15 protein-coding genes are annotated in these 22,704 nt (G+C 57.0%); 13 read left to right on the plus strand and 2 right to left on the minus strand.

The window, feature by feature from the left end; all coding sequences use genetic code 11:
- Positions 1-205 precede the first annotated feature (205 nt).
- From KIS77_16555 to KIS77_16565, 3 genes are all read left to right on the plus strand, one after another.
- Positions 206-1,009, plus strand: a complete 804-nt coding sequence (locus KIS77_16555; protein ID MCW5923955.1) for a mechanosensitive ion channel — start codon at positions 206-208, stop codon at positions 1,007-1,009.
- Positions 1,010-1,282: 273 nt separating this feature from the next.
- The gene (locus KIS77_16560; GenBank protein MCW5923956.1) at positions 1,283-1,615 is read left to right on the plus strand and encodes a hypothetical protein; all 333 of its coding nucleotides are present in this window, start codon (positions 1,283-1,285) and stop codon (positions 1,613-1,615) included.
- 240 nt (positions 1,616-1,855) lie between these two features.
- Positions 1,856-3,151: a hypothetical protein gene (locus tag KIS77_16565; GenBank protein ID MCW5923957.1), complete on the plus strand. Its 1,296-nt coding sequence runs from the start codon at positions 1,856-1,858 to the stop codon at positions 3,149-3,151.
- 396 nt (positions 3,152-3,547) lie between these two features.
- Here the strand turns inward: KIS77_16565 and KIS77_16570 are convergent, their stop codons facing one another.
- Entirely contained in the window at positions 3,548-4,012 is a 465-nt protein-coding gene (locus KIS77_16570; GenBank protein ID MCW5923958.1) for a hypothetical protein, read from the minus strand.
- A 606-nt stretch (positions 4,013-4,618) separates the two neighbouring features.
- On the opposite strand from KIS77_16570, the gene KIS77_16575 reads away from it, so the two are divergent.
- The 7 genes from KIS77_16575 to KIS77_16605 all read left to right on the plus strand — a co-directional run bounded on the left by KIS77_16575 (position 4,619) and on the right by KIS77_16605 (position 15,341).
- Entirely contained in the window at positions 4,619-6,349 is a 1,731-nt protein-coding gene (locus KIS77_16575) for a SprB repeat-containing protein (GenBank protein ID MCW5923959.1), read from the plus strand.
- A gap of 663 nt (positions 6,350-7,012) precedes the next feature.
- Positions 7,013-10,024: a TonB-dependent receptor gene (locus tag KIS77_16580; protein ID MCW5923960.1), complete on the plus strand. Its 3,012-nt coding sequence runs from the start codon at positions 7,013-7,015 to the stop codon at positions 10,022-10,024.
- Positions 10,025-10,089: 65 nt separating this feature from the next.
- Positions 10,090-11,664, plus strand: coding sequence for a RagB/SusD family nutrient uptake outer membrane protein (locus KIS77_16585; GenBank protein MCW5923961.1), 1,575 nt, complete (start codon positions 10,090-10,092; stop codon positions 11,662-11,664).
- Positions 11,665-11,687: 23 nt separating this feature from the next.
- Positions 11,688-13,520 carry a SusF/SusE family outer membrane protein gene (locus KIS77_16590; protein ID MCW5923962.1) on the plus strand — a complete coding sequence of 611 codons (1,833 nt, stop codon included), beginning with the start codon at positions 11,688-11,690 and terminating at the stop codon, positions 13,518-13,520.
- 266 nt (positions 13,521-13,786) lie between these two features.
- The gene (locus tag KIS77_16595; GenBank protein MCW5923963.1) at positions 13,787-14,377 is read left to right on the plus strand and encodes a hypothetical protein; all 591 of its coding nucleotides are present in this window, start codon (positions 13,787-13,789) and stop codon (positions 14,375-14,377) included.
- On the plus strand, positions 14,370-14,651 hold the full coding sequence (locus KIS77_16600) for a transcriptional regulator (GenBank protein ID MCW5923964.1): 282 nt from the start codon (positions 14,370-14,372) through the stop codon (positions 14,649-14,651). The genes KIS77_16595 and KIS77_16600 overlap by 8 nt, the downstream gene beginning before the upstream one ends.
- A gap of 180 nt (positions 14,652-14,831) precedes the next feature.
- A complete protein-coding gene (locus KIS77_16605; GenBank protein MCW5923965.1) occupies positions 14,832-15,341 on the plus strand; it encodes a hypothetical protein in 510 nt (169 codons plus the stop codon).
- Positions 15,342-15,357: 16 nt separating this feature from the next.
- On the opposite strand, the gene KIS77_16610 is transcribed toward KIS77_16605, so the two are convergent.
- Entirely contained in the window at positions 15,358-15,744 is a 387-nt protein-coding gene (locus KIS77_16610; GenBank protein MCW5923966.1) for a helix-turn-helix transcriptional regulator, read from the minus strand.
- A 232-nt stretch (positions 15,745-15,976) separates the two neighbouring features.
- Between KIS77_16610 and KIS77_16615 the strand changes: the two genes are divergently transcribed.
- From KIS77_16615 to KIS77_16625, 3 genes are all read left to right on the plus strand, one after another.
- Positions 15,977-16,672 (plus strand): NAD(P)-binding domain-containing protein, encoded by a 696-nt coding sequence (locus KIS77_16615; protein ID MCW5923967.1) that lies wholly within the window; start codon positions 15,977-15,979, stop codon positions 16,670-16,672.
- A gap of 199 nt (positions 16,673-16,871) precedes the next feature.
- Positions 16,872-21,359: a DUF839 domain-containing protein gene (locus KIS77_16620; protein ID MCW5923968.1), complete on the plus strand. Its 4,488-nt coding sequence runs from the start codon at positions 16,872-16,874 to the stop codon at positions 21,357-21,359.
- 120 nt (positions 21,360-21,479) lie between these two features.
- Positions 21,480-22,403: a hypothetical protein gene (locus tag KIS77_16625; GenBank protein ID MCW5923969.1), complete on the plus strand. Its 924-nt coding sequence runs from the start codon at positions 21,480-21,482 to the stop codon at positions 22,401-22,403.
- The last annotated feature ends 301 nt before the right edge of the window (positions 22,404-22,704 follow it).

The raw sequence follows: 22,704 nt of genomic DNA on the forward strand, positions 1-22,704 counted from the left end.
TCTTGCAAATCATGTCAGTCCTGTCAAAAAAGATTTCTGGCAGAACCCGTCAGTCGGTCGAAAATACAAGCCCATTTTTTTCAGGGCAAAATTCGCAATTCAAATCCGGCTATTTGCCAACCTTTGCTGCGTTTTCGCCAAAAGCCCCTTTTCGCGGGGGCGTTCCACATAGTTTTTACTTTTAAAAACAGGCCAATAAACGAATATGGAGGAAAAAACGTACCTCGACCAACTGATTGACCTGGGCTGGACCTTTGGCCCCAAAGTGCTTACCGCTTTTGCGTTGCTGTTTGGCGGCTTTTGGGTCATCAAACGTTTGACACAAGGCTTCGATGCCTTTCTGCGCCGCCGCCATGTGGACGAAAGCCTTCGCCCCTTCTTCACTTCCCTCGCGGACACGGGCATGAAGGTCATTTTGATTTTCATGGTAGCCGACACGGTTGGCATCGAGACGACCTCCTTCATCGCGGTTTTTACGGCGGTGGCATTCTCGGTGGGGCTGGCCTTGCAGGGCAGCTTGGGCAATTTCGCCAGCGGCGTGCTCATCCTCTTGTTTCGTCCATACAAAGTGGGCGATTTGCTCACGGTGGAAGACACGATGGGGTTTGTGTCGGAAATTCAGATTTTTAGCACCGTGCTGACCACCGAACACGGAAAGAAGATAATCGTCCCCAACAGCAAAATGACCGAAGGCCCCATAGAGAAAGCGGCAAAAGGCGAATCCGTGCAAGTAGAAATCACTATTCTTCTTGACAGCGAAAACGACGTGGCCGCCATCCGTGCCGCCGCCGATGCCGCCGCCGCTCGCTGCCCGTGGCGATTGGCCGACATGGATACGGAAGTAGCCATCACTGGCCTCAGCCGCGACGACATGAAGGCCGAAATCGGTTGGTGGACGCTGGGCGAAAACTATATCAAGACGTTTGACTTCATGCACGAGGCGCTCAGGGAAGAGTTTGCCGCACGAGGGGTGAAAGTGGCTAAAGAACGACGCAGAGAGAGCGTTTGATAATTCGCTAATGAGGATGTCTCACAAGCGCTAGCAGTTGATAGGATTGACAAAATTTACTGGATTAGCGCCCTTTTTTTGGAAAAAACCTGTAAACCTTGTCAATCGTGTCGAAATTTGAACTTGTCCTGACTGGCACATTCCCCATTTATACCTTGATTCGCTAGGATTTGTTAGATGAACATGACTGATGTTCTTGATTTTTAGCAGATTGCGATTGCAGCCATGCCCAAAACCTAACGGCGCGAAGTACAGCATATTTCTTTCAAAGCGATGCCTACCGACAAATTATTTCAACAAGCCTCGGCGCTCGTCAGAGAGCCGTTCGAAATGGAGACGGTGCCAGATTCGGAAGAAGAATTGATTGCTCTGCTCGCCGAACGCATCGCCGAAATGCTTGAACGCCAGCCAGAGTATCTGATGAGCATGCTCTATCGCCTTGATGTGCTGGAGAAAAAAATCGTCCCCGTGATGCGCCCCGATGCGCCAGAACCAGCTAACTGGGGTCTTGCCCGTTTGGTGTTGGAGCGCCAAAAAGAGCGGCTCGAGACCAAGCGGACGGTAAAAATAGAGCCTTTGGAAGGCATGAAGGATTGGGAGTGGTGAGGAGAGTCGCAGCCCCCCCCCCTTTCACCCCGTATGTTAAATCTCCCCCACCCCCTTGCCCACGTCGCCGCCCCTCCCTACATTAGCCCACGCCAAGACGTTGGCGCGCCTAATCCCCTCCCACCACGTTGCCCGGCACGACGGGCGGCACGCTTTAATCTCACCCTGTGACCCGAACGCCCCCCGTGGCTTGCGCCGCGTCCGTTTTTGTTTCACCATTTTTTCTCACTTTTTCGTCCGATGAGCAATCCCCGCACCCGTCCCCGCATTTGGCGGCTTGCCGCCCTCTCACCCGTTGTTTTTTGCCTGCTGCTCAAGAGCATGGCCCAAGCGCAGCCCGCCCCCGGCGCGGCCGACGAGCGGGGCATCCCCGTGCCCGGTGTCGTGTTCGAGCAAAGGCGCGACGAGATGACGGGAGCCGTCGTCATCACCCCCACCAAAAACGGCGACCCCCTCAACGGCGTGACCACCTTCGACCTTGTGCTCATATCAAGACACATACTCGGGCTGGAAGTCCTGGACAGCCCGTATAAGATGATTGCCGCCGACGCGAACATGTCGAACTCTATCACCACCTTCGACGTGGTGGAAATACGAAAGCTCATTCTGGGCATCTACAGCGAGTTCCCCAACAACACCGCCTGGCGCTTCGTGGACGCTGCGTATGACTTCCCGAACCCGGCCAATCCGTTTCAAAATACACCGTTCCCCGAAAGCCGGACAGGTTTCGACGCGCAGGGCGGCGACAAGGCGAGCTTCGTGGCCGTCAAGGTGGGCGACGTGAACCACACGGCCATGGGGGTTGACAGGGGGACGGGGGGCTGCCCCACCGTCCCGCTCGCGTGGGGCAGCCCGGCGGCCAAGCCGGGCCAGACGGTGACGGTGGCGGTGTCGCACGCGGGCGCCGCGCCGCTGCGGGCCTTTCAACTGGGGCTTCGCTTCGACCCGGCGCTGCTGCGCCTGCTGGGCCCCTCTCAAGGCGACCTGCCGGGCTATCAGGCCGACCATTTTGGCCTGACGAGGGTGTCGGGGGGCGAGATACGGACCCTGTGGCACGCGCTCGACCCCGACGAGCCGGAGCGGGTGGCGGAGCCGGGGGCGACGCTGTTCCACCTGACCTTCGAGGCGCTCGGCCCGCTGCCCGAGGGCGGCCTCCCGCTGTGGCTCGACGAGAGGGTGCTGCCCTGCGCGGCATGGCTGCCCGACGACACGGAGTGCGCCGTGACGCAGGCATCCGCGCCCGTCGCCGAGCGCGCGGCGGCTGCCGCGCCGGTTGCGGGGTCGCTGCGCGTGAGCGCCCGGCCCAACCCCACCTCCGGCGAGGCGACGCTCGCGCTGAGCGGCGCGTCGGGGGGCAAGGCGCGCGTGTCGCTGCTCGACGCTTTTGGCAACCGCCTGCTGCTGCGCGACGTGGCGCTGGGGGCCGACGGGCAGGAAGTGGCGCTGCCGGAACTGGCCCGCCTGCCCGCCGGGGTGTACCGCTGGCAGGTGCAAGCCAACGGCGAGACGGCGCAGGGGCACCTGGTGAAGCAGTGAGTGTTTTTTGGGCATGTAGTGGCCGGGCGGCTCAACGTCGCCCGGCCACCAGCCAACCCCTTTCAGGACACTCGAGGCCGTCCCACAAGTTTAAATTTCGACAGGATTAACAAGGTTTACAGGTTTTTTTACCCGAAAAAGGGCGCGAATCTTGTCAATCCTGTCAAACAAACATCACTCGTGAGACATCCCCGAATCAAGGGCGACCTTGGGCATTTATTTAAATGTTCGATGCCCAATGCTCAATGTGCAATGACTTATGCGAATCAAGGGTTAGAGAATTGACTTCATTTTAAGCGACTTACGTTTACGAAACTTTCAAAAGTTTCGTAAACGTGGGCGCTTAAAAATATGATTTTCAACACTTTGGATTTTCCAACTCTTGATTTGCATGACTTACACGAACCGAACACAATTTTTATTCTCATGAAAAACATCCTCCTCCTCTCCATACTCCTCCTCGGGGCGCTCGGCCCCGCCCGCTCCCAAAAGCGCCTCCACGTCAGCCACGCGGCCACCGGGCAGAACAACGGCTCGTCGTGGACGGACGCCTACGCCGACCTGCAGGCCGCCCTCGCCGCGGCCCAGCCCGGCGACGAGGTGTGGGTGGCCGAGGGAGAGTACAGGCCTACCTCCGGCACCGACCGCACTGTTTCCTTCACGCTCAAGAGCGGCGTGGCGCTCTACGGCGGCTTCGCGGGCACCGAGGCCGACCTCGCGCAGCGCGACTGGCAGGCGCGCCCCACCGTGCTGAGCGGCGACATCGGCGCGGCGGGCGACAGCACCGACAACTCCTACAACGTGGTGTACATGCACCACCCCGACAGCGGCACCGTGCTCGACGGCTTTTTCGTCCGCCACGGCACGGCGGACTTCAGCGAGGTGACCCCCTCGCGCGACCGGCGCAAGTGCGGCGGCGGGCTGTACGTGGAGGGCAAGGACGGGGACGCCTACGCGGACATCCGCAACTGCGTGTTCGAGCGCAACACGGCCCGCATCTTTGGCGGCGGCGTCATGGTCAACGGCGAGGGGTTCGGCTCGGCGGGGCCGCGGCTGCTCGGCTGCCGCTTCGAGGGCAACGTCGCGCTCAACAGCGGCGGCGGCGTGGCCCGCTTCGGGGCCAGCTGGGTGGAGCGGGGCACGGAGTACGAGGGCTGCGCGTTCGTCGGCAACCGGGCGGGACAGCGCGGGGGCGGGCTGTACCACGCGGACGCGGAGGGGGCCGACCAGTTGGACATGCTCGACTGCCGGTTCGAGGGCAACCACGCGCCGCGCGGCGGCGGGGCGTACCTGTCGCTGGGCCGGCTCGACGGCGCGCGCTGCGTCATCGCCGGCACCGACTTCGCGGGCAACACCGGGCACGACGGGGGCGCCCTGCGGCTGTGGCCCCACAACGACAGGCCCACCAAGTCCCTGTGGCTGGACAGGTGCCGCTTCGAGGGAAACTATTTCGTCCCTTCCGGGCAGGTGCCCACGCCCACACAGGCGGTGTTTGTTGACCAGTTCGGGATGGCGGGGGCGGAGTGCCGGGTGACACGGTGCGAGCTCCTCGGCAACTCGGGCTGGGACAGGATACTTTCGATTGGCTGGAACAATGTCTTTTGCCGGATGAGCGAGAACCGATACGTTGGAAACTTGGCAATCAGCGATATGGCCCTCTACGGAAGCGCCTCCAAGATTGAGACGTTTTCCGAGTTGTTCAGTCGCAACAAAACTAACCACATCTACAGAGTTTCTCCAAACAAGCACACGACCATAAAGAACGCGCTCGTCGAGGGAAACTATGTACTCAGTACCTACATCTCGCGAGCAAACGGGACATCCGACAGCCTGTTTCTCGCAAACTGCGTTTTCTCGAACAATGTGCCCCCCCCAGAATCTGCCTTGGGCGGCCCCGGCAAACATTTCAGGATGTGGAACTCCGTGCTCAACGATTCGCTGAGCGATTATTCGGTGTACTTGTTTCTGCGCGGGACGGAAAGCAGCGAGGTGGAGCATTCTTTTTTTAGAAACATTGACTGCACCTTTTATTTCAGCAATCTCGTGTGCGGCCCCGGCCTCATCGTCGGCGGCGACCCCATGTTCGTCAACCCCGCCGCGGGCGACTTCCGCCTCCAGGGCTGCTCGCCCCTCGTCAACGCCGGCAACAACCTCCACGCCGCCAGCATCCCCACCGACCTCGCCGGAAACCCCCGCATCCAGGACGGCACGGTGGACATCGGCGCCTACGAAACCCCCGCCCTCGCCCTCGCCGCAGCGCCGGACGTCAAGGCCGCCTGCGCGGGCCTGCCCGACGGCGCCATCGCCCTGCCGCTCGTCGGCGAATGCCCGCCCCTCGCCTTCGAGTGGCAGTCCGGCCCCCTCTCCGGCGACTCGCTCTCCGGCCTCGCCCCCGGCAACTACCTGCTCACCGTCACCGACGCCAGGGGAAACTCCCTGACGGCCTCCGTCACGGTGCCCGCCGCCCCCGCGCCCACCCTGCAGGTGGACGGCCAGCCCATCTCCTGCTTCGGCGCCGCCGACGCCATGCTCTCCGTCAGGGCGCTCACCGGGAAGCCCCCCTTCGCCTACCTGTGGTCGCCCTCCGGCGCCACAGACTCGGTGGACACGGGCCTCGGCCCCGGCCCGGCCTCCGTCACCGTCACCGACGGCTGGGGCTGCACGGCCACCTTCTCCTTCGACATCCCCGAGCCGGACACCCTGCAGTTCGCCGCCACCGTCACCCGGCCCTCCACGCCCCAGAGCGCCGACGGGGGCATCGTGGTGAACAGCGTGACGGGCGGCACGCCGCCCTACGCCTACCTGTGGGAGCCGGGCGGCAGCATGGAGGCCATTCTTGCGGGGCTGTCGGAGGGCACCTACGCGCTGACGGTGACGGACGCGCGGGGCTGCGAGGCGGCGTGGACGTTCGAGGTGAAGGCGCTGGTGGGCGTGACGGAGGCGGAGGGCGTGGCCATGCTGGTCATCTGGCCGAACCCGGCGGGGGAGGGGGCGTGGCTGCGGTGGGAGGGGGCGATGCCGTCGGTGCTGGAGATGTACGACGCTCGGGGTCGGCTGGTTCGGTCGGAGCGGGTGTCGGCGGCGGGCGCGGCGTGGCGGGTGGGTCTGGGGGGCTTGGCCGCCGGGGCGTACGCGGTGATTTTGCGCGATGGGAGTGGCAAGGCGGTGGGTGTGGGAAGGTTGGTGAGGGGTTATTGAGGGTTATTAGGGGTTATTAGGGGTTATTAGGGGTTATTAGAGGGGTCATTGGGGTCATTAGGGGGCATTATACGTTGATTCGCTAAGATTTGTCAGATGCTCATGATTGTTATCCCTGATTTTGAGCAGAATGCATTTTTTTGTCATGCCCAAAACCTGACGGCACGAAGTATGCATAAACGCGAGTTCGGGGTTAATGAAGCCTATCAGTATTCGAATTGGCGCATCACTTGCTTCATTCGCAGCAATTGTTCCATAAATTATTGGGCATGGGTACGCGAAACATGAATCATCCCGAATTTTTGCCCATATCCCGGCCCACTGGGGCAAAAATTCGGGATGATTCATGTTAAGGAAGTGTGCTCCCTACCAAAGTTGATTCTCAAAGAACTAATCTCCAAATTCACGTTAACCCGCCTTCCCATTCTTCTAAAACAAAACACCGTTTGGCATTTTCTCAGAAAAATAAACGAGGAAAGAAACCAACCACCGCCTACCCAAATTTTACTTGTGTCTAAATTGGCCTTATTGTAAAGTTCACGCTTAGAATTTCGCAGGTGTTTCCTTTCTTTGCCGTTCGCTGCGACAGTGCCCGCGGACTGTCAAGCAGATATTTTTACAAACACTCATTTTTACACTTTCACCAACTTTTGTTTTGTTAGTATGAAGCACTTTAACAAAAAATTTCTCCTAACACTTGTTTGGAGCTTTGTCCTGTCGGGGAGCGCGCTCTTCGGTCAGCGGCAAATAACAGGCAGGGTGACGGATGCCGACAATGGCGAGGCGCTCATCGGGGCCAGCGTTATTGTAAAAGGTACAACCGTCGGCGCTATCACGGATTTTGACGGGCGCTACACACTTCGCCTGCCCGACGACGCGACCGAAATCAGATATTCCTACACTGGTTATGCTGAAGTAGTACTGGCCATTGGCACCTCCGATGTCATGGACGTCCAGCTGTCGCCGGGCACCGCGCTCGACGAAGTGTTGGTCATTGGTTATGGCAGCGTAAAAAAGGAAGATGCCACAGGAACGGTGAACGCGGTGAGCGAAAAAAGTTTCAACCGCGGCGCCATTGTGAACCCTGAGCAACTCTTGGCGGGCAAAGTGGCGGGGGTATCTATCACCCCCAACAGCGGCGAGCCGGGTGCTGCCGCTTCCATCCGCATTCGGGGAGGCACCTCGGTGGGAGCCAGCAACGAGCCTTTGTTTGTCATTGACGGGGTGCCGCTCAAGAATGACGGCTATGCAGGCGGCCGCAACCCGCTCAATTTTCTCAACCCTTCCGACATCGAGACCATCACGGTGCTGAAAGATGCCTCAGCGGCGGCCATTTATGGTTCGCGGGGAGCCAACGGGGTCATCATCATCACCACCAAAAAAGGTCAGAAAGGCGCGAGACCTCGCCTCACTTACGACGGCTATTACACGACCTCCTCTTTTAATGAAAAGCCCAACGTGCTGAACGCGGAGCAGTTCCGCAACGTGGTGACATTCGTGGCACCCAACCGTTTGGAAAAACTGGGCAACGCCAACACCAACTGGTTCGACGAAATCACACAGACCGCCGGCGGCCACAGCCATTCGCTGAGCTTCTCCAACGGCGGCACCAATTCTGGGTTCCGCGCGTCGGTAGGCTATCAGCAATTGGAAGGCGTGATGCGCACCTCCGAACTGGAGCGTACCAGCATCTCCATCAACTATAATCAGGCGATGTTCGACGACCGCCTGAATATCAACGTGAACGCCAAGGGCGCACTGACCACCAACCAATTCGACCCCGGCCAAATCGGTGCCGCATGGGCGCTCGACCCCACGCAACCTGTGTACGACCCCTCGAACACGGCCTTTGGTGGGTTCTTTGAGTATGGTTTTTCAGGTGCGCCGCGCAACCCCGTGTCGGCTTATTCGCAAATTGAAAACCGAGGCAAGGCATTCCGCAACCTCGGCAACCTCGAAGCAGAGTATTTTTTCAAAAACTGGGTACCCGGGCTGAGCGCCAAAATCAACCTCGGCTACGACGCCACCAACGGCGAGCAGCAGATTTTCACACCGACGACTTATCAGAACAAAATCGTCAGCAACCGCGACGGCAACATCCGCAGCGAAGGGTTCTCGCGCATCAACCCCTTGTTGGAGTACTACATGAACTACCGCAAGGAACTTGGCGAAAACCATCGCTTCGACGTGACAGGGGGCTACTCTTATCAGGATTTCATCGAAAAATATCAAGGCTACGATGCCTTCGACCTCACCACCAACAGCTTGGGCGTGGGTGGCGCAGGCTCGGCCCTGCAATCCATCCCCTTCTTTAGCGAGGTGCAAAACCGCCTGATTTCCTTCTTCGGCAGGGTCAATTACTCGTTCAAAGACCGCTATCTGTTTACGGCGACGGTGCGCCGCGACGGCTCCACCCGTTTCGGCCCCAACAATCGCTGGGGCACATTCCCCTCCGCCGCTTTCGCTTGGCGCATCATGCAAGAGGACTGGGCGCAGGGCATCAGCTCTACCCTCTCCGATTTGAAGCTCCGCTTGAGCTATGGCATCACGGGCAACCAAGACATCCTCAACTTTGGCTACTTGCCCACTTACCGCTTCGGCGACGTGCGCGCACGCTACCAGTTCGGCTTCGACAACGGCCAACCCGTCTTCGTCACCACCGCGCGCCCGAATGGCTACGACCCCAACCTGAAATGGGAAGAGACTTCTTCCTACAACGTTGGACTTGACTTCGGCTTCCTCAATGGTCGCATCAACGGCTCTATTGACTACTACTACAAGCGCACCAAAGATTTGCTTTTCACCGTCAACATCCCGGCAGGCACCAACCTGACCGACCGCATCCTGACCAACATCGGCGAACTGGAAAACAAAGGCATCGAACTCGCCCTTGATGGCTATGTGCTCAACAAGCGCGACCTGTCGTGGAATCTGGGCTTCAACATCGCTGCCAACCAAAACAAAGTGCTGGCGATTGACCGCATCAGTGACCAAGGCGTGCTGACTGGAGGCATCTCCGGCGGCGTGGGCAACTTTGTGCAAATCCTGCAAGTGGGCCAGCCCGTCAACTCTTTCTTTGTTTTCAAGCAAAAATTCGATGCCAACGGCAAGCCGCTTACCGATGGGGTGGATTACAACGACGACGGGGTCATCAATCTGGCCGACATGTACGAAGATGTGAATGGCGATGGAAAAGTGGACGACAACGACAAGCGCCCATTCAAAAAGCCAGCCGCCGACCTGCTTATCGGTATCACCTCTTCGTTCAACTTCAAAGGCATTGACCTGACTTTCACTTTGCGCGGCAACGCAGGCAACTATGTGTACAACAACAATGCTTCCAACGGTGGTTATTTCAACCGGGTGAACGAGCGCGGAGATATTTTCTTGAACAACCTCCACACATCGGCATTGGTGTCCAACTTCAACGGGCCGCAGTATTTCTCCGATTTCTACGTCGAGGATGCATCCTTCTTGCGGATGGACAACATCACGTTGGGCTACACATTGCCCAAGATGCCGGGTCGCTCGTCGCTCCGCCTCTATGTGACCGCGCAAAACCCGTTCGTGTGGACGCGCTACACGGGCCTCAACCCCGAGGTGGCCGGAGGCATTGACAACAACCCCTATCCTTGGTCGCGTGCTTATGTGTTCGGGATGAGCCTCGGGCTTTGACCGTCACAGGGGGCAATCGCCCCGCCAAGTCATTTTTCTTCACGAAAAAAACAAACTCACTTGATATGAAAACTTTGCTAAAAAGTTCTCTCATTGTTTCATTGTTGGCCATCGGTGCATGCACCGACCTTGACATAGAGCCAACCGACCGGGTCACCGCCGAAGTGCTGTTCAAAGACGAGTCAGCCTATCGCGCTTTCATCGCCCGCGTCTATGCCGGATTGGCCGTCACTGGCCAATCCGGGCCGGCAGGCAACGCCGACATCTCCAGCCTCGACGAAGGCTTTTCCAATTACTTGCGCCAGTACTGGCAATTGCAGGAACTGACCACCGACGAGGCGGTCATTGGTTGGGGCGACGAGGGTCTGCCCGATTTGCACAACCACACCTGGACACCCGCCAACCAATTCGTGCGAGCCATGTATTACCGGATATTTTTCCAAGTCAGCATGGCCAACGAGTTTTTGCGCGAGACAACCGACGACAAACTCAACGCCCGTGGCGTGAGCGACGCCACCCGCCAGTCCATCAGAGCCTATCGCGCCGAGGCCCGCTTCCTGCGCGCACTGAGCTACTGGCATGGCATGGACCTCGTGGGCAACATCCCTTTCTACACAGAGGAATCGGGCTTTGGCTCCGCACCGCCGCCACAGGCTACCCGCCGCGAGATTTTCAACTTCATTGACAATGAGTTGAAAGCAATCGAAAACGAAATGGCGGCTCCCGGTCAGAACGACTACGGACGCGCCGACCGCGCCGCCGTGTGGATGTTGCAAGCAAAGCTATATCTCAACGCACGGGTTTACATCGGCGAAGAGCGCAACACAGAGTGCATCGCCGCTTGCAAGAAAGTGATTGACACTGGCATCTACTCGCTGGAAGACAACTGGCGCAACCTGTTCAAGACCGACAATCACCTGTCGCGGGAAATCATTTTCGCCATTCCGTTTGACGGCCTCAGCACCCAAACCTGGGGCGGCATGACCTACCTCGTGCACGCACCCGTGGGCGGCAGCATGAACGCAGCCGACTATGGCATCAACGGCGGGTGGTTTGGCCTTCGCACCACCAGCGCCTTGGTAGACCTGTTCCCCGACCCCACTGGCATCGTGGACGAACGCGCCAACTTCTACACCAACGGCCAAAGCAAGGAAATCAATTCCATCAGCAACTTCAGCGACGGCTATGCGGTGCAGAAATTCACCAACGTCTCCTCCGACGGCACACCCGGCCTCGACCTCGACCACCCCGACACGGACTATCCGATGTTCCGGCTCGCCGACGCTTACCTGATGTACGCGGAAGCAGTGCTGCGCGGCGGCACTGGCGGCGACCTCGGCACGGCGCTCAACTATGTGAACGCGCTGCGCGAACGTGCCTACAACAATAGCTCAGGCAACTTGTCCGCCGCCAACCTGACGCTGGATTTCATCCTCAACGAGCGCGCTCGTGAACTATACTGGGAGGGCCACCGCCGCACGGACCTCGTTCGTTTCAACCAATTCACCGAGAACGGTGTATGGCCCTGGAAAGGCGGCGTGAAAGAAGGCCGCACGACCGAAGCTTTCCGCAACCTCTTCCCCATTCCGACTTCGGAGATTCTGGCGAATAGAAACCTTCAACAGAACACCGGGTATTGATTCATCATTAAAATAAAAAAAGCATGAAGCATATTTTTAAAAATTCACTCCTGCTGCTGGGCGCGTTCGTGCTGTTCTTCGCCTGCAAAAAGGAAGAATTGGACCTCGCCGCGCTCACCGACTTTCCGCCGGGCGTGTTCAGCATAACACCCGCCAATGGCGCCGTCGTCGGCTCCGGCCAAAATTTCGATGTGGTGGTGAAGTTCGTCTCCGGCAGCGTCTCCACGCTGGCCTCCTCCACCGTGACGCTCACCAACGACGCAGGCACACAAATCGCCACCAAAACGCAATCGCTCACCGGCACTGCCGACTCTCTCCTGATAGAGGGCAGCTCGTTCAATGCCGCAAGCCTTCCGCTTGGCAAATACAAATTGGTCGTCTCCGTCACCGATACGAAAGGCAAGACGCAATCGCGCACCACAGGTTTTGAAATCGGCATCAAGCCCAATATCGGCATCATCGGCTCTGCCACACCGGGCGGATGGGGCGAAGACACGGATATGCCCGAGGTCAGCCCCGGCGTGTATGAGCTCGTCATCACCCTCACCGACGGCGAGGTGAAATTTCGCGCCGACAATGCATGGGCTGTCAACTGGGGGGCCTCCAGTTTCCCCACGGGCGTAGGCACACAGGATGGCCCGAACATACCCGTCCCGGCAGGCACATGGAAAGTGCGCTTCGAGTTCCCGAGCGGCGCGTATAGTTTCACGCCTGCTATCACGTTTGCCAGCAACGCGAGCGCGCTCTATTTGCTCGGCTCGTTCAACAACTTCCAAGGGAGTCAATACAAGTTCAACCTTGTGGCTGACAACACTTGGGTCTTGAATGAAATCCTGCTCAAGCCTGGCGACTTGTTCAAATTCTCCGAAGGCCCCAACTTCATGGGTCAAAACTGGGGCGACAACGACGGTGACGGCAGAGCCGAACTGTTTGGCAACAACATCACCTTCAACGCACCCGAAGGCGAGGCGTACTACACCATTTCCTTCAACGACAGGACACGACTCTACACCGTCGAATTCCTGCGTTACCCCGTCATCGGCATCATCGGCAGCGCCACGCCCACCGGCTGGGACTCCGACACGGAAATGACCAACATCGGTGGCGGCAATTTTGAAATCAAGATGACCCTCACCGACGGCGAGGTGAAATTCCGCGCCAACAAAAGCTGGGGCACCAACTGGGGTGGCAGCACTTTTCCCACGGGAACCGCCACACTCAACGGCCCCAACATCCCGGTGGTGGCAGGCTCCTATATCATCACCTTCAGCCCCGGCACGGGGGCCTACAGATTTGAGCCAGACGCGGGCATTGCCTCGGTGGGCATCATCGGAAACGCCACACCCGGCGGCTGGGACACCGAAACGCCAATGAAACCCAACGGCGATGGCACTTTCAGTTTAATCATAGGGCTTGGCAACGGTGAGGCAAAATTCCGCGCCAACAACAGCTGGGACATCAACTGGGGCGCAGGCTCTTTCCCAACCGGGACAGGCACCCAAAATGGCCCGAACATCCCGGTCTCGAAAGGCATTTACTTCGTCACTTTCAACGCCAACACGGGTGAATACAGCTTCACGCCCGCCTCTATCGGCATCATCGGCAACGCCACGCCCGGTGGCTGGGACACCGATACCAACATGGCCGAAAACACGGAGGTCGGCGTGGTCACCCTCAATATCACGCTGACGGCCGGTGAGGCAAAATTCCGCGCCAACGACAGCTGGGACAACAACTGGGGCGGCAGCGGCTTCCCATCTGGCGTTGCCACGCCCAACGGGCCGAACATCCCGATTCCCGGCGGAACGTACAACGTGCGGTTCAACGTGAACACGGGAGAGTATTCGTTCAACTAAAATCAGGCTTGATAAACGCCGGTGCAATGAGCCATCCCGCCAATCGCGGGGTGGCTCATTTTTTTGCACAAGCCCCCTAAAAAAACCGCCCACTCGTCCTTTGAAAAATGTCTTTCGCGCCCTGCTTGGTGTTTTCACCAAGCAGTATCGTGAGCGGCGACGCAACGCTCACCGCGACAATGTCTTTTCATCGAAAAATTTGGTTTAAAAAATAAACTACTTTACATTTGTGCAAAATTTTAAAATCTAAACTAAATTTTTCCTCCATGCAACAAGAAGAAAAAACACTCAATCCGCAGGAAAGCCTGCGCCTCATCCGCGAGACCATTGACCTTGCCAAGCGTGGGGTAGGAGAAAACGGGTTTCAATTTTTGTGGTGGGGCTGGCTGGTAGTGGCCGCTTGTCTGGCCGAATACTACATGCTGGTGAATGGCTACGGGGAACGGGCTCATTTGGCCTGGATGGTTATGCCTTTGCTCGGCGCACCGGGTTCGTTGATATACGAATGGCGGCGCGACCAGAAACAACAGGAAAAAAACATCGTGCGCGAGCTGTACGGCTACCTATGGCTTGGTTTCGGCATCTCGCTGGTTTTGACATTGGTCATTAGCGTTATGAGACAAATTCCCCCGGTCCCTATGGTACTCGTCTTGGCGGGATTTGCCACGTTCATGTCTGGCATCCTCATTCGGTTTCGCCCATTGGTGTTTGGCGGCTTGACTCTTTGGGCAGGTGCCGTTCTTTGCCTGTTCGTCGCCGTGCGCGAACATTCCTTGGTGGAAGCAGGGGCCGTGGTGCTGGGTTATCTTTTGCCGGGCTATTGGTTGAACCACAAAGCACGGAAGCAACATGTTTAAGGAATTGGACCCTTTGCTACTGTCGCAATTGCGACTGGCCATCATGTCGTATCTGATGGTGGCGCGTGAAGCGGATTTCAATTTGCTGAAAGAGCAAACGGATGCCACGGCAGGCAACCTGAGCGCACAAATCAGCAAATTGCAGGAAGCTGGCTACATCGAGGTGGAAAAGACCTACCGCAACAATTACCCGCTCACCATCTGCCGGATTACGGAGAAAGGTGTGGAAGCGTTCGATGCTTTTTACAAGGACCTGAAATCATATTTTGAATAGACTTGTTGCGGTGGAGGGCTTTGAGTGAAGGGGATTGTCATTTTTTCGACTGGCAAGGCAAATTTTGCAGTCGAAATCGGGCATATTCGGCGAAAAATGTAACGAAGCCAGTCGGAAAAAGGGCTTTCCCTTCGCCAAAGGCATCCACCGCAACAAGTCTAATAACAAAACGAACAAACAATGCAACACTTGGTGAGCGATGCTTGGGGATGGTTACATCTGTTTGCGTCGGTGATTGCGCTCGTCGCCGGCACCTTTGTTTTGTGGCTCGAAAAGGGGACGGTTGCGCACAAGAGAATCGGCTATCTCTATGCGTTGAGCATGGTGGTGCTCTTGAGCACGGCGTTCATGATTTACCGATTGTTCCACGGTTGGGGCATTTTTCATTGGATGGCGGTGGTAAGCGCCCTGACGCTCGCGTGTGGGTTGTGGCCTGTCCTAGCCAAATGGCCTCGCAAGCAGTACATCTCTTTGCATCTGTCATTCATGTATTGGAGCGTGATGGGGCTTTATGGTGCGTTTGCGGCTGAGACGATGGTCAGGCTGCCAAAAATCGTCATCGAAAGTGGTGTTCCCAACAAGGTCTTTTACCTGATGTCGGGCTTGGCGACAGGGCTGACCATGGCTATCGGGGCCTTCGCTTTTTTTCGGCTAAAGGGTAAATGGGATAGCAAGTTTCGAGGGGAGTGAAGCCGCCCAATGTTCCTCAATGCCCCTTGACTTCCTCTTTCCGAACCATCTTGCCTTCAACACTGCCCAACGTTCGCCCCCACTTGGCGATTTCCTCCAACATGGGCACGGTCGTGCGGCCAAAATCGGTGAGTTCGTACTCGACCCGTGGCGGCACCTCTGGATAGACCGTGCGCCTCACCAATCCGTCTTCTTCCAAAGTTTTGAGTTGGAGGCTCAGCATTTTTTCGGTGATGTCGGGAATGCGCTTCTTGAGCTCGCTAAATCGCTTTTTGTCGTTGCGCAAATACCACAGCACCACGGTTTTCCATTTGCCGCCGATGAAGTGCATGGTGACATCAAGGGCGCAGTGAAAGGTCTCGCCTCTTAGTTGAATGACTTGTTCTTCTCCGTTGATGAGCATGGCCGTTTTTTACGCTTGTTTGGTGTGTGTTGTATGGCCTCGAAAATTTTTTTTGACATTTTTTCCGCTCTAACCTGTTCGCATTCAGCAAACTTGTCACTTCCGACAGTCACTGTCAAGCTTGACAGCGTATTGACAAATATCGGCATCTTGACCCACCTTTGCTATACTTTTTACAGTGGCTTACAAAGGTATAGCCAAATTATTTGTTTCAGCAAAAAAAATTCGCAGCATGAAAATCGCAGTTCTCGGAACAGGTTCGGTTGGTCAAGCATTGGCTGGTCGTTTGGCAGGCTTGGGCCATGAAGTCGTGATGGGCACCCGCAATGTGGCGGAAAGCCTGTCGCGCACCACTCCCGATGCTTGGGGCAACCCAGCCATTGGCACTTGGGCCACACAAAACCCGCACATCAAGTTGGTGACCTACTCGGAAGCGGCCGCTTTTTCGGATGGCATCATCGTGCACGCCATGAACGGTTTTGCCGCTATTGACAGCCTTAAACAGGCAGGCGAGGCCAAACTGTCGGGCAAAATCCTGCTCGACATCACGAATCCCTTGGATTTTTCAAAAGGCTTCCCGCCCTCATTGTTCGTGAGCAATACCGACAGTCTGGGCGAACAAATTCAAGCGGCCTTTCCGACTTTGAAAGTGGTAAAAACGTTAAACACTGTGACCAATCCCATCATGGTCAACCCCAGCATCATTCCCGGCGACCACACGATTTTCGTCAGTGGCAACGATGCGGATGCCAAAGCTCAAGTCGTGGAAGTGCTCAAGAGTTTTGGATGGGCGGCTCACAACATCCTTGATTTGGGCGACATCACGACCGCACGGGGCACAGAGCAGATATTGCCTATTTGGGTGCGCCTTTACGGAGTGTTGCAAACACCGATGTTCAATTTCCATTTGAAGATGGCACCGAAGTAATCGGGTAAAAACTTTTCATGGTGCATGCCATCTGGCAACAAGGGCAATACTTGTCGAGAAAAGACACTCATATACCTTATGTACTGTAAAACAGCCGCTTACGCAACTGCACAATAACTTGACCCAAACTTAATGAAGGCTTAACGGCGAGGGGGAGAGGTGTTCGGAGTTTTGCCGCTCACCATTCTCTCTTGCTCTTATGTACAGAAAATTTTTACCCCTTGCGTTATCGCTCTTTTTCGCGGTGTGGACTTCGGCCACTTGGGCACAAGTCACTGTCAGCACCTTTGTCAGTGCCGACACCGACGACATGGAAGAGTATGTCTTGACTGGCGAACACGATGTCGCTTCCAGCGACTTGGAACTCGTTCAGGAAAGCACTTCCAACCCTGACAGCAAACAAATCGTAGGCCTGCGTTTTGCCGCTGTCAATGTACCGCCGGGTGCCATCATCCTATCGGCATACATCCAATTCACTTACGACAACAACAAGACGCTCGACCCTTGCATCCTGAACATCTGGGCCGAAAAAAACGCAAACCCACAAACCTTCACTGACAACCTCAACTTTGAACTGGCCAACCGCCCAAAGTTTCCCGACTATGTGGAATGGACAGTGCCCAGTTGGGCAGGCGGCAGCACGGGCACCCGTGGCCCGGCACAGCGCTCGACCAACATCGCCGCATTGGTGCAACAATTGGTCAATCAGAGCGGCTGGGCAGCAGGCAACGCCATGGCTTTCTACGTCACCGGCGAAGGAACCCGCGAGGCCGAATCGTACGAAGGGGCCGAAGGTCACGGCAACCTACAATACGCACCCGAACTCATCATCACCTACCTGCCGGCCCTGTCCACATCCAGCTTTGTGATTTCCGCTACCGACGACATGGAGGAGTACGTCCTGACTGGCGAACACGACGTGGCCTCCAGCGACCTCGAACTCGTGCAGGAAAACACTTCCAACCCCGACAGCAAACAAATCGTAGGCCTTCGCTTTGCCTCCGTCAATGTGCCACAAGGGGCAGTCATTCTGTCGGCCAAAATCCAATTCACTTACGACAACAGCAAGACGCTCGACCCCTGCATCCTCTATTTCAAGGCAGAGGACAGCGGCAACCCGCAAACCTTTACGGACAACCTGAACTTTGAACTGGCCAACCGCCCCAAACTGAGCGACAGCGTGGAATGGGTAGTGCCCAGCTGGGCCGGTGGCAGCACTGGCACCCGAGGCCCGGCTCAACTATCATCTGACATCGCCACACTGGTGCAGAAATTGGTCAATCGCCCCGACTGGACCTCTGGCAACGCCATGGCTTTCTACGTTACTGGCGAAGGCACACGCGAGGCCGAATCTTATGAAGGCGCTGAAGGCCACGGCAACTTGGGCTACGCGCCCGAACTCCTCATCCAGTACGCCAACGTGACCACGTTTGCCAAGCATGTGGACAGCGACACGGACGACATGGAGGAATATATAGTCACCGGTGAGCACGACATCGCTTCCAGCGACTTGGAACTCGTGCAGGAGAACACGTCCAACCCCGATTCCAAGCAAATCGTGGGTGTGCGGTTCAACAACATAGAGGTGCCTCAAGGAGCCATCATCCAAGATGCTTTTATACAATTTACTTACGACAACAACAAGACGCTCGACCCCTGTATCCTCTACATCAAAGCAGAGGATGACAGCAACCCAAAGACATTCACGGACAACCTCAATTTCGAGCTGGCCAACCGTCCAAAATTGACGGATAGCGTGGAATGGGTGGTACCCAGCTGGGCTGGCGGCAGCACAGGCACCCGTGGCCCGGCACAGCGCACTACCAATATCGGCGCTTTGGTGCAACAGCTCGTCAATCGCTCCGACTGGACTCCCGGCAACTCTATGGCCTTCTACTTTACTGGTGAGGGCACGCGCGAGGCTGAATCGTACGAAGGTGCCGAAGGCCACGGCAACCTGACCTACGCGCCTGAAATCATCATCCGCTACCTCGGTGGCGGTGGTGGCACCCCAGTCGCGCCAGTAGGTGCCTTCCCCGTGGAAAAAGGCCGGGTGTGGAGCTGGTATGCCGACGACACCGCTCCCGCGGCCAACTGGACTGCGCTCACCTTCAACGATACCACTTGGAGCTTCGGCCCTGCCGAACTGGGATACGGCGACGGCGACGAGGCCACCGTCATCCCCTTCGGCCCCGATGCCAACAACAAGTGGCCCGTATCCTACTTCCGCCACAAGTTCATCTACAACCCCAACCAATACGGGGTGGACTCGCTCATCTTCCTCCTCAAGCGCGACGACGGCGCGGTAGTTTATCTCAACGGAGTGGAGCTCTTCCGCGACAACGTGGCCAGTGGCCCCGTAACCCACGCAACCTTAGCCCTCTCAGCCGTGGAAGGTGCCGCTGAAAACGAGTTTTTGCGCATCGCCGCCCCGGCTACCGATTTGAAAAACGGCCTCAACGTGCTGGCCGTAAGCGTACACCAGCATACCGTGAACAGCGACGACCTGAGCTTCGACCTGCAAGTGACCGAGAAGAAGCCCCGGCTTGACCCCGGCGTGTTCCCGCTGACCAAAAACTCCATCTGGGCGTTCTGGGACAGAGGCAGTGTGGACAACAACTGGAACCAGCCCGGCTTTGATTTTAGCGACTGGGACTACGGCGAGGCGCCGCTCGGCTACGGCGACCCGGTCAGTACAGTGGTCGGCTTTGGCCCTAACGCCAACGACAAGTACATCACCACTTGGTTCCGCAAAGACATCAACCTGCCCAACTTGGCTATCATACCCGATACGGTCGTGTTCAACATCCGCCGCGACGACGGCATTATTGTCTATGTGAACGGGGCGGAAATCATTCGGGACAACTTGCCCGCAGGACCGATTGACGATAACACATGGGCCTCTACCATCATTTCCGGCTCTGATGAAACGACCTATTACACCTTCCCACTGCCCAAGACCATTTTCTCGACAGGCATCAACGCTATCGCCGCCCGCGTCCACCAGCGTGATGGCACCAGCTCCGACCTGAGCTTCGACCTCGAAATCACAGTAGCGCCCAAAGCACCCGACGTGGCTGCCGGTTGTTTCGGTTCGGACGACACACATATCTCATGCTTCACATCGGTATCACCGCTTGGTCCGCGTCCGACGGGGCTGAGCATCCCCAGCACGCACCGGTTCCAAAAAATTATCGAGCAGGGCGATAACTACACCAAGCAGGTGTCCGGTATCCCATTCATAAACATTCCCGGAAACAACGACTTCACCGCGTTTGTGGGCCGTAATGGCAGCAGCACAGAGGGCGTAATTACCATCAATCACGAGACCTCCCCCGGCGCAGTCACCATCGCCGACGTACGCTACGATGCAACCAACCGCCGCTGGCTCATAGACACCACCCAGGCCGTGAATTTCTATACCGACGACATCGTGGGCACCAGCCGCAACTGTTCCGGCGGCATCACCCCGTGGGGCACCATCCTGACCTGCGAAGAAACCTTCGTGGCTGGCGATGCCAACAGCGACGGCTACATGGACTACGGCTGGATTGTCGAGATTGACCCATGGACCAAACAGGTCAAGCAGTACGGCAACAACAAAAAGGAAAAACTGTGGGCCATGGGTCGCATGTCACACGAAAACGCCGCGCCGCACCCCGACAGCATCCGAGTGTACTTCGCCGAAGACGGCGGCACATCCTGCGTTTACAAGTTCGTGGCCGACCAAAAAGCGAACCTGTACAGCGGCACGCTGTATGTGCTGCGCCTCAACAGCCCCCTGCAAAGCGGCGCGCCCACTGGCACCACAGGCACTTGGGTACAGGTGCCAAACACCACGCAAAGCGAGCGCAACAACACCAACTTCCTCGCGGCCAGCCTCGGCGGCACCAGTTTCAACGGCCCAGAGGATGTGGAATACCACCCGATTGACGACCGCATCTACTTCACCTCCAAAGGCAACAACCGCGTGTACCGCTTCAAGGACGACGGCAACACCGTGTCGGAATTCATCGAATACGTCGGCAACGCCAGCTATCAAATCAACTACGGTACGGGCATCGCTACCGAACCCTGGGGCGCTGGCAACGACAACATGACGGTGGACGACCGAGGCAACCTCTGGGTACTTCAGGACGGCAGCAACGACCACGTCTGGATGGTCACGCCCAACCACACACAGTTCCAGCCCGATGTGCTCCTTTTTGCCCGCACGCCGAACGGCAGTGAACCCTGCGGCTTCCACTTCACGCCCGACAACCGCTTTGGTTTCCTGTCCATCCAATCGCCCAGTGCTACCAACGCGGCCACGTTCCAACTCGACATCAACGGCGACACCCTTCGCTTCGACCGCAGCACCTCGGTCATCGTGGCCCGCAGCGAAGTACTCAGCGGCACGGTCAGCGTAGCCCAAGCGCCCGACCAGACCTTAGAGCTGACCGTGGCCCCCAACCCCAACAACGGCAACTTTACCATGACGTTCGACCTCGACTCGGCAACGCCGTTCCAAACCAGCCTCGTGGACGCACAGGGACGCATGGTGCAACAGTTCAACAACAACCTGCCTGCTGGCACGCATCGCATTGACCTGCAACTAGAAGCCTATCGGGTGCCGAACGGGCTTTATTTCTTGGTCGTCCAAGCGGGCACCCGCACGACGACCAAACGCATTGTGATTCAACGGTAATTCAGATGCTTACTGGCGAGGCGAAGACAAGAGGTCGCCGCCTCGTCATTTCTTTTGACTCAATATCCGAATTCGTCCGACGACAACCTCGTCGGACGAATTTTCAATTTCGTCCCAAACATGAAAAAAATAGTATTTACCCTGCTTTGTACCGCCATCGGGCTGTGCGCAGGCGCCCAAAAAAGCCTGCTCGAACTGGAGTCCGGCAAACACAAAATCTACCACAGCATCGCCGAGGGCTTGCAGGAACCCCAAGCCGTGGTACTGCTGAACCTGCGTCAAACCGAACTCACAGAAATTTCCGGCGAGGTAGGCCGCTTCAAAAACCTGCGCTACATCAATCTGATGAAAAACAGCATAAGCGCCCTGCCCGACGAACTGTTCGACCTTCAGGAATTGCGCGAAATCAGCGGAAGGGAAAACAAAATCGGCGGATTGAGCCCCAAGTGTCGGCAACTCAAGAACCTCACGTTCCTCGACCTCTCCAAAAACAGTCTCGAGCAACTGCCCAACGAAATCAAGGGCATTGCCAAATTGGAGATGCTAAATGTGGCCGAAAACAAATTAACCGCGCTGCCCAAAACCATCGGCAGTCTGCCCGTGCTGCACACCCTCACCCTCGACAAGAACAAACTGACCAACTTGCCCAAAGGCTTGGCCAAGGCCAAACGGCTAACCCAATTTTCGGCGGCTTACAACCAACTGACCTCCGTGGGCGACCTGTTCCGAAACAAGAACGTGTCGGCCATCAATTTGGACCACAATGCCCTGACGGCCTTGCCATCGGATTTGACCAAAGCGAAAAACCTGAAGATATTGATGCTGAGCTTCAACCAACTGACAGCCCTGCCAGAAAGCTTGTGCGCATTGGAACAGTTGGAAACCTTGGTCATCAGTTACAACCCCATCGAAAAACTGCCCAACTCATTGGGGCGCTTGCGCAACCTGAGAACGCTCATCGCCATAGAGACCCACCTGAGCGCGACGGAGCAGGCGCGTGTGCGGCAGTTGGTGCCAGCTGGTTGCGATGTACGGTTTGAGTAGAATATACCTCGCGCCGTCAAGTTTCGGGCATAGCTGCAATCGCATTCTGCTCAAAATCAGGGGCATCAATCATGTTCATCTGACAAATCCTAGCGAATCAAGGTATATATCGCTTAAAAAACGACTTACGCGAATTAGGGGTTGAACTTCTTGGCGCATGATACGCAAGTATCTATTCAGGCGGTGGATTTCGAGAGTGTTCAGGAAACTGTGTCATCCCAAGGGAGACGATAAGAAAACACAGAGGCACGAAGGGCACAGAGTTTTGGTTTTCAACAATTTACATTCCTTTAAGCGCGGC

It is taken from the genome of Saprospiraceae bacterium, from assembly GCA_026129545.1.
Classification (GTDB): domain Bacteria; phylum Bacteroidota; class Bacteroidia; order Chitinophagales; family Saprospiraceae; genus M3007.

What these genes read in the sequence shown, in the direction of transcription:
- KIS77_16605 (MCW5923965.1), top strand. Translation starts at nt 14,832, where the DNA reads ATGCAACACTTGGTGAGCGATGCTTGGGGATGGTTACATCTGTTTGCG.
- KIS77_16610 (MCW5923966.1), bottom strand. Translation starts at nt 15,744, where the DNA reads ATGCTCATCAACGGAGAAGAACAAGTCATTCAACTAAGAGGCGAGACC.
- KIS77_16600 (MCW5923964.1), top strand. Translation starts at nt 14,370, where the DNA reads ATGTTTAAGGAATTGGACCCTTTGCTACTGTCGCAATTGCGACTGGCC.
- KIS77_16620 (MCW5923968.1), top strand. Translation starts at nt 16,872, where the DNA reads ATGTACAGAAAATTTTTACCCCTTGCGTTATCGCTCTTTTTCGCGGTG.
- KIS77_16580 (MCW5923960.1), top strand. Translation starts at nt 7,013, where the DNA reads ATGAAGCACTTTAACAAAAAATTTCTCCTAACACTTGTTTGGAGCTTT.
- KIS77_16590 (MCW5923962.1), top strand. Translation starts at nt 11,688, where the DNA reads ATGAAGCATATTTTTAAAAATTCACTCCTGCTGCTGGGCGCGTTCGTG.
- KIS77_16555 (MCW5923955.1), top strand. Translation starts at nt 206, where the DNA reads ATGGAGGAAAAAACGTACCTCGACCAACTGATTGACCTGGGCTGGACC.
- KIS77_16595 (MCW5923963.1), top strand. Translation starts at nt 13,787, where the DNA reads ATGCAACAAGAAGAAAAAACACTCAATCCGCAGGAAAGCCTGCGCCTC.
- KIS77_16565 (MCW5923957.1), top strand. Translation starts at nt 1,856, where the DNA reads ATGAGCAATCCCCGCACCCGTCCCCGCATTTGGCGGCTTGCCGCCCTC.
- KIS77_16560 (MCW5923956.1), top strand. Translation starts at nt 1,283, where the DNA reads ATGCCTACCGACAAATTATTTCAACAAGCCTCGGCGCTCGTCAGAGAG.
- KIS77_16615 (MCW5923967.1), top strand. Translation starts at nt 15,977, where the DNA reads ATGAAAATCGCAGTTCTCGGAACAGGTTCGGTTGGTCAAGCATTGGCT.
- KIS77_16585 (MCW5923961.1), top strand. Translation starts at nt 10,090, where the DNA reads ATGAAAACTTTGCTAAAAAGTTCTCTCATTGTTTCATTGTTGGCCATC.
- KIS77_16625 (MCW5923969.1), top strand. Translation starts at nt 21,480, where the DNA reads ATGAAAAAAATAGTATTTACCCTGCTTTGTACCGCCATCGGGCTGTGC.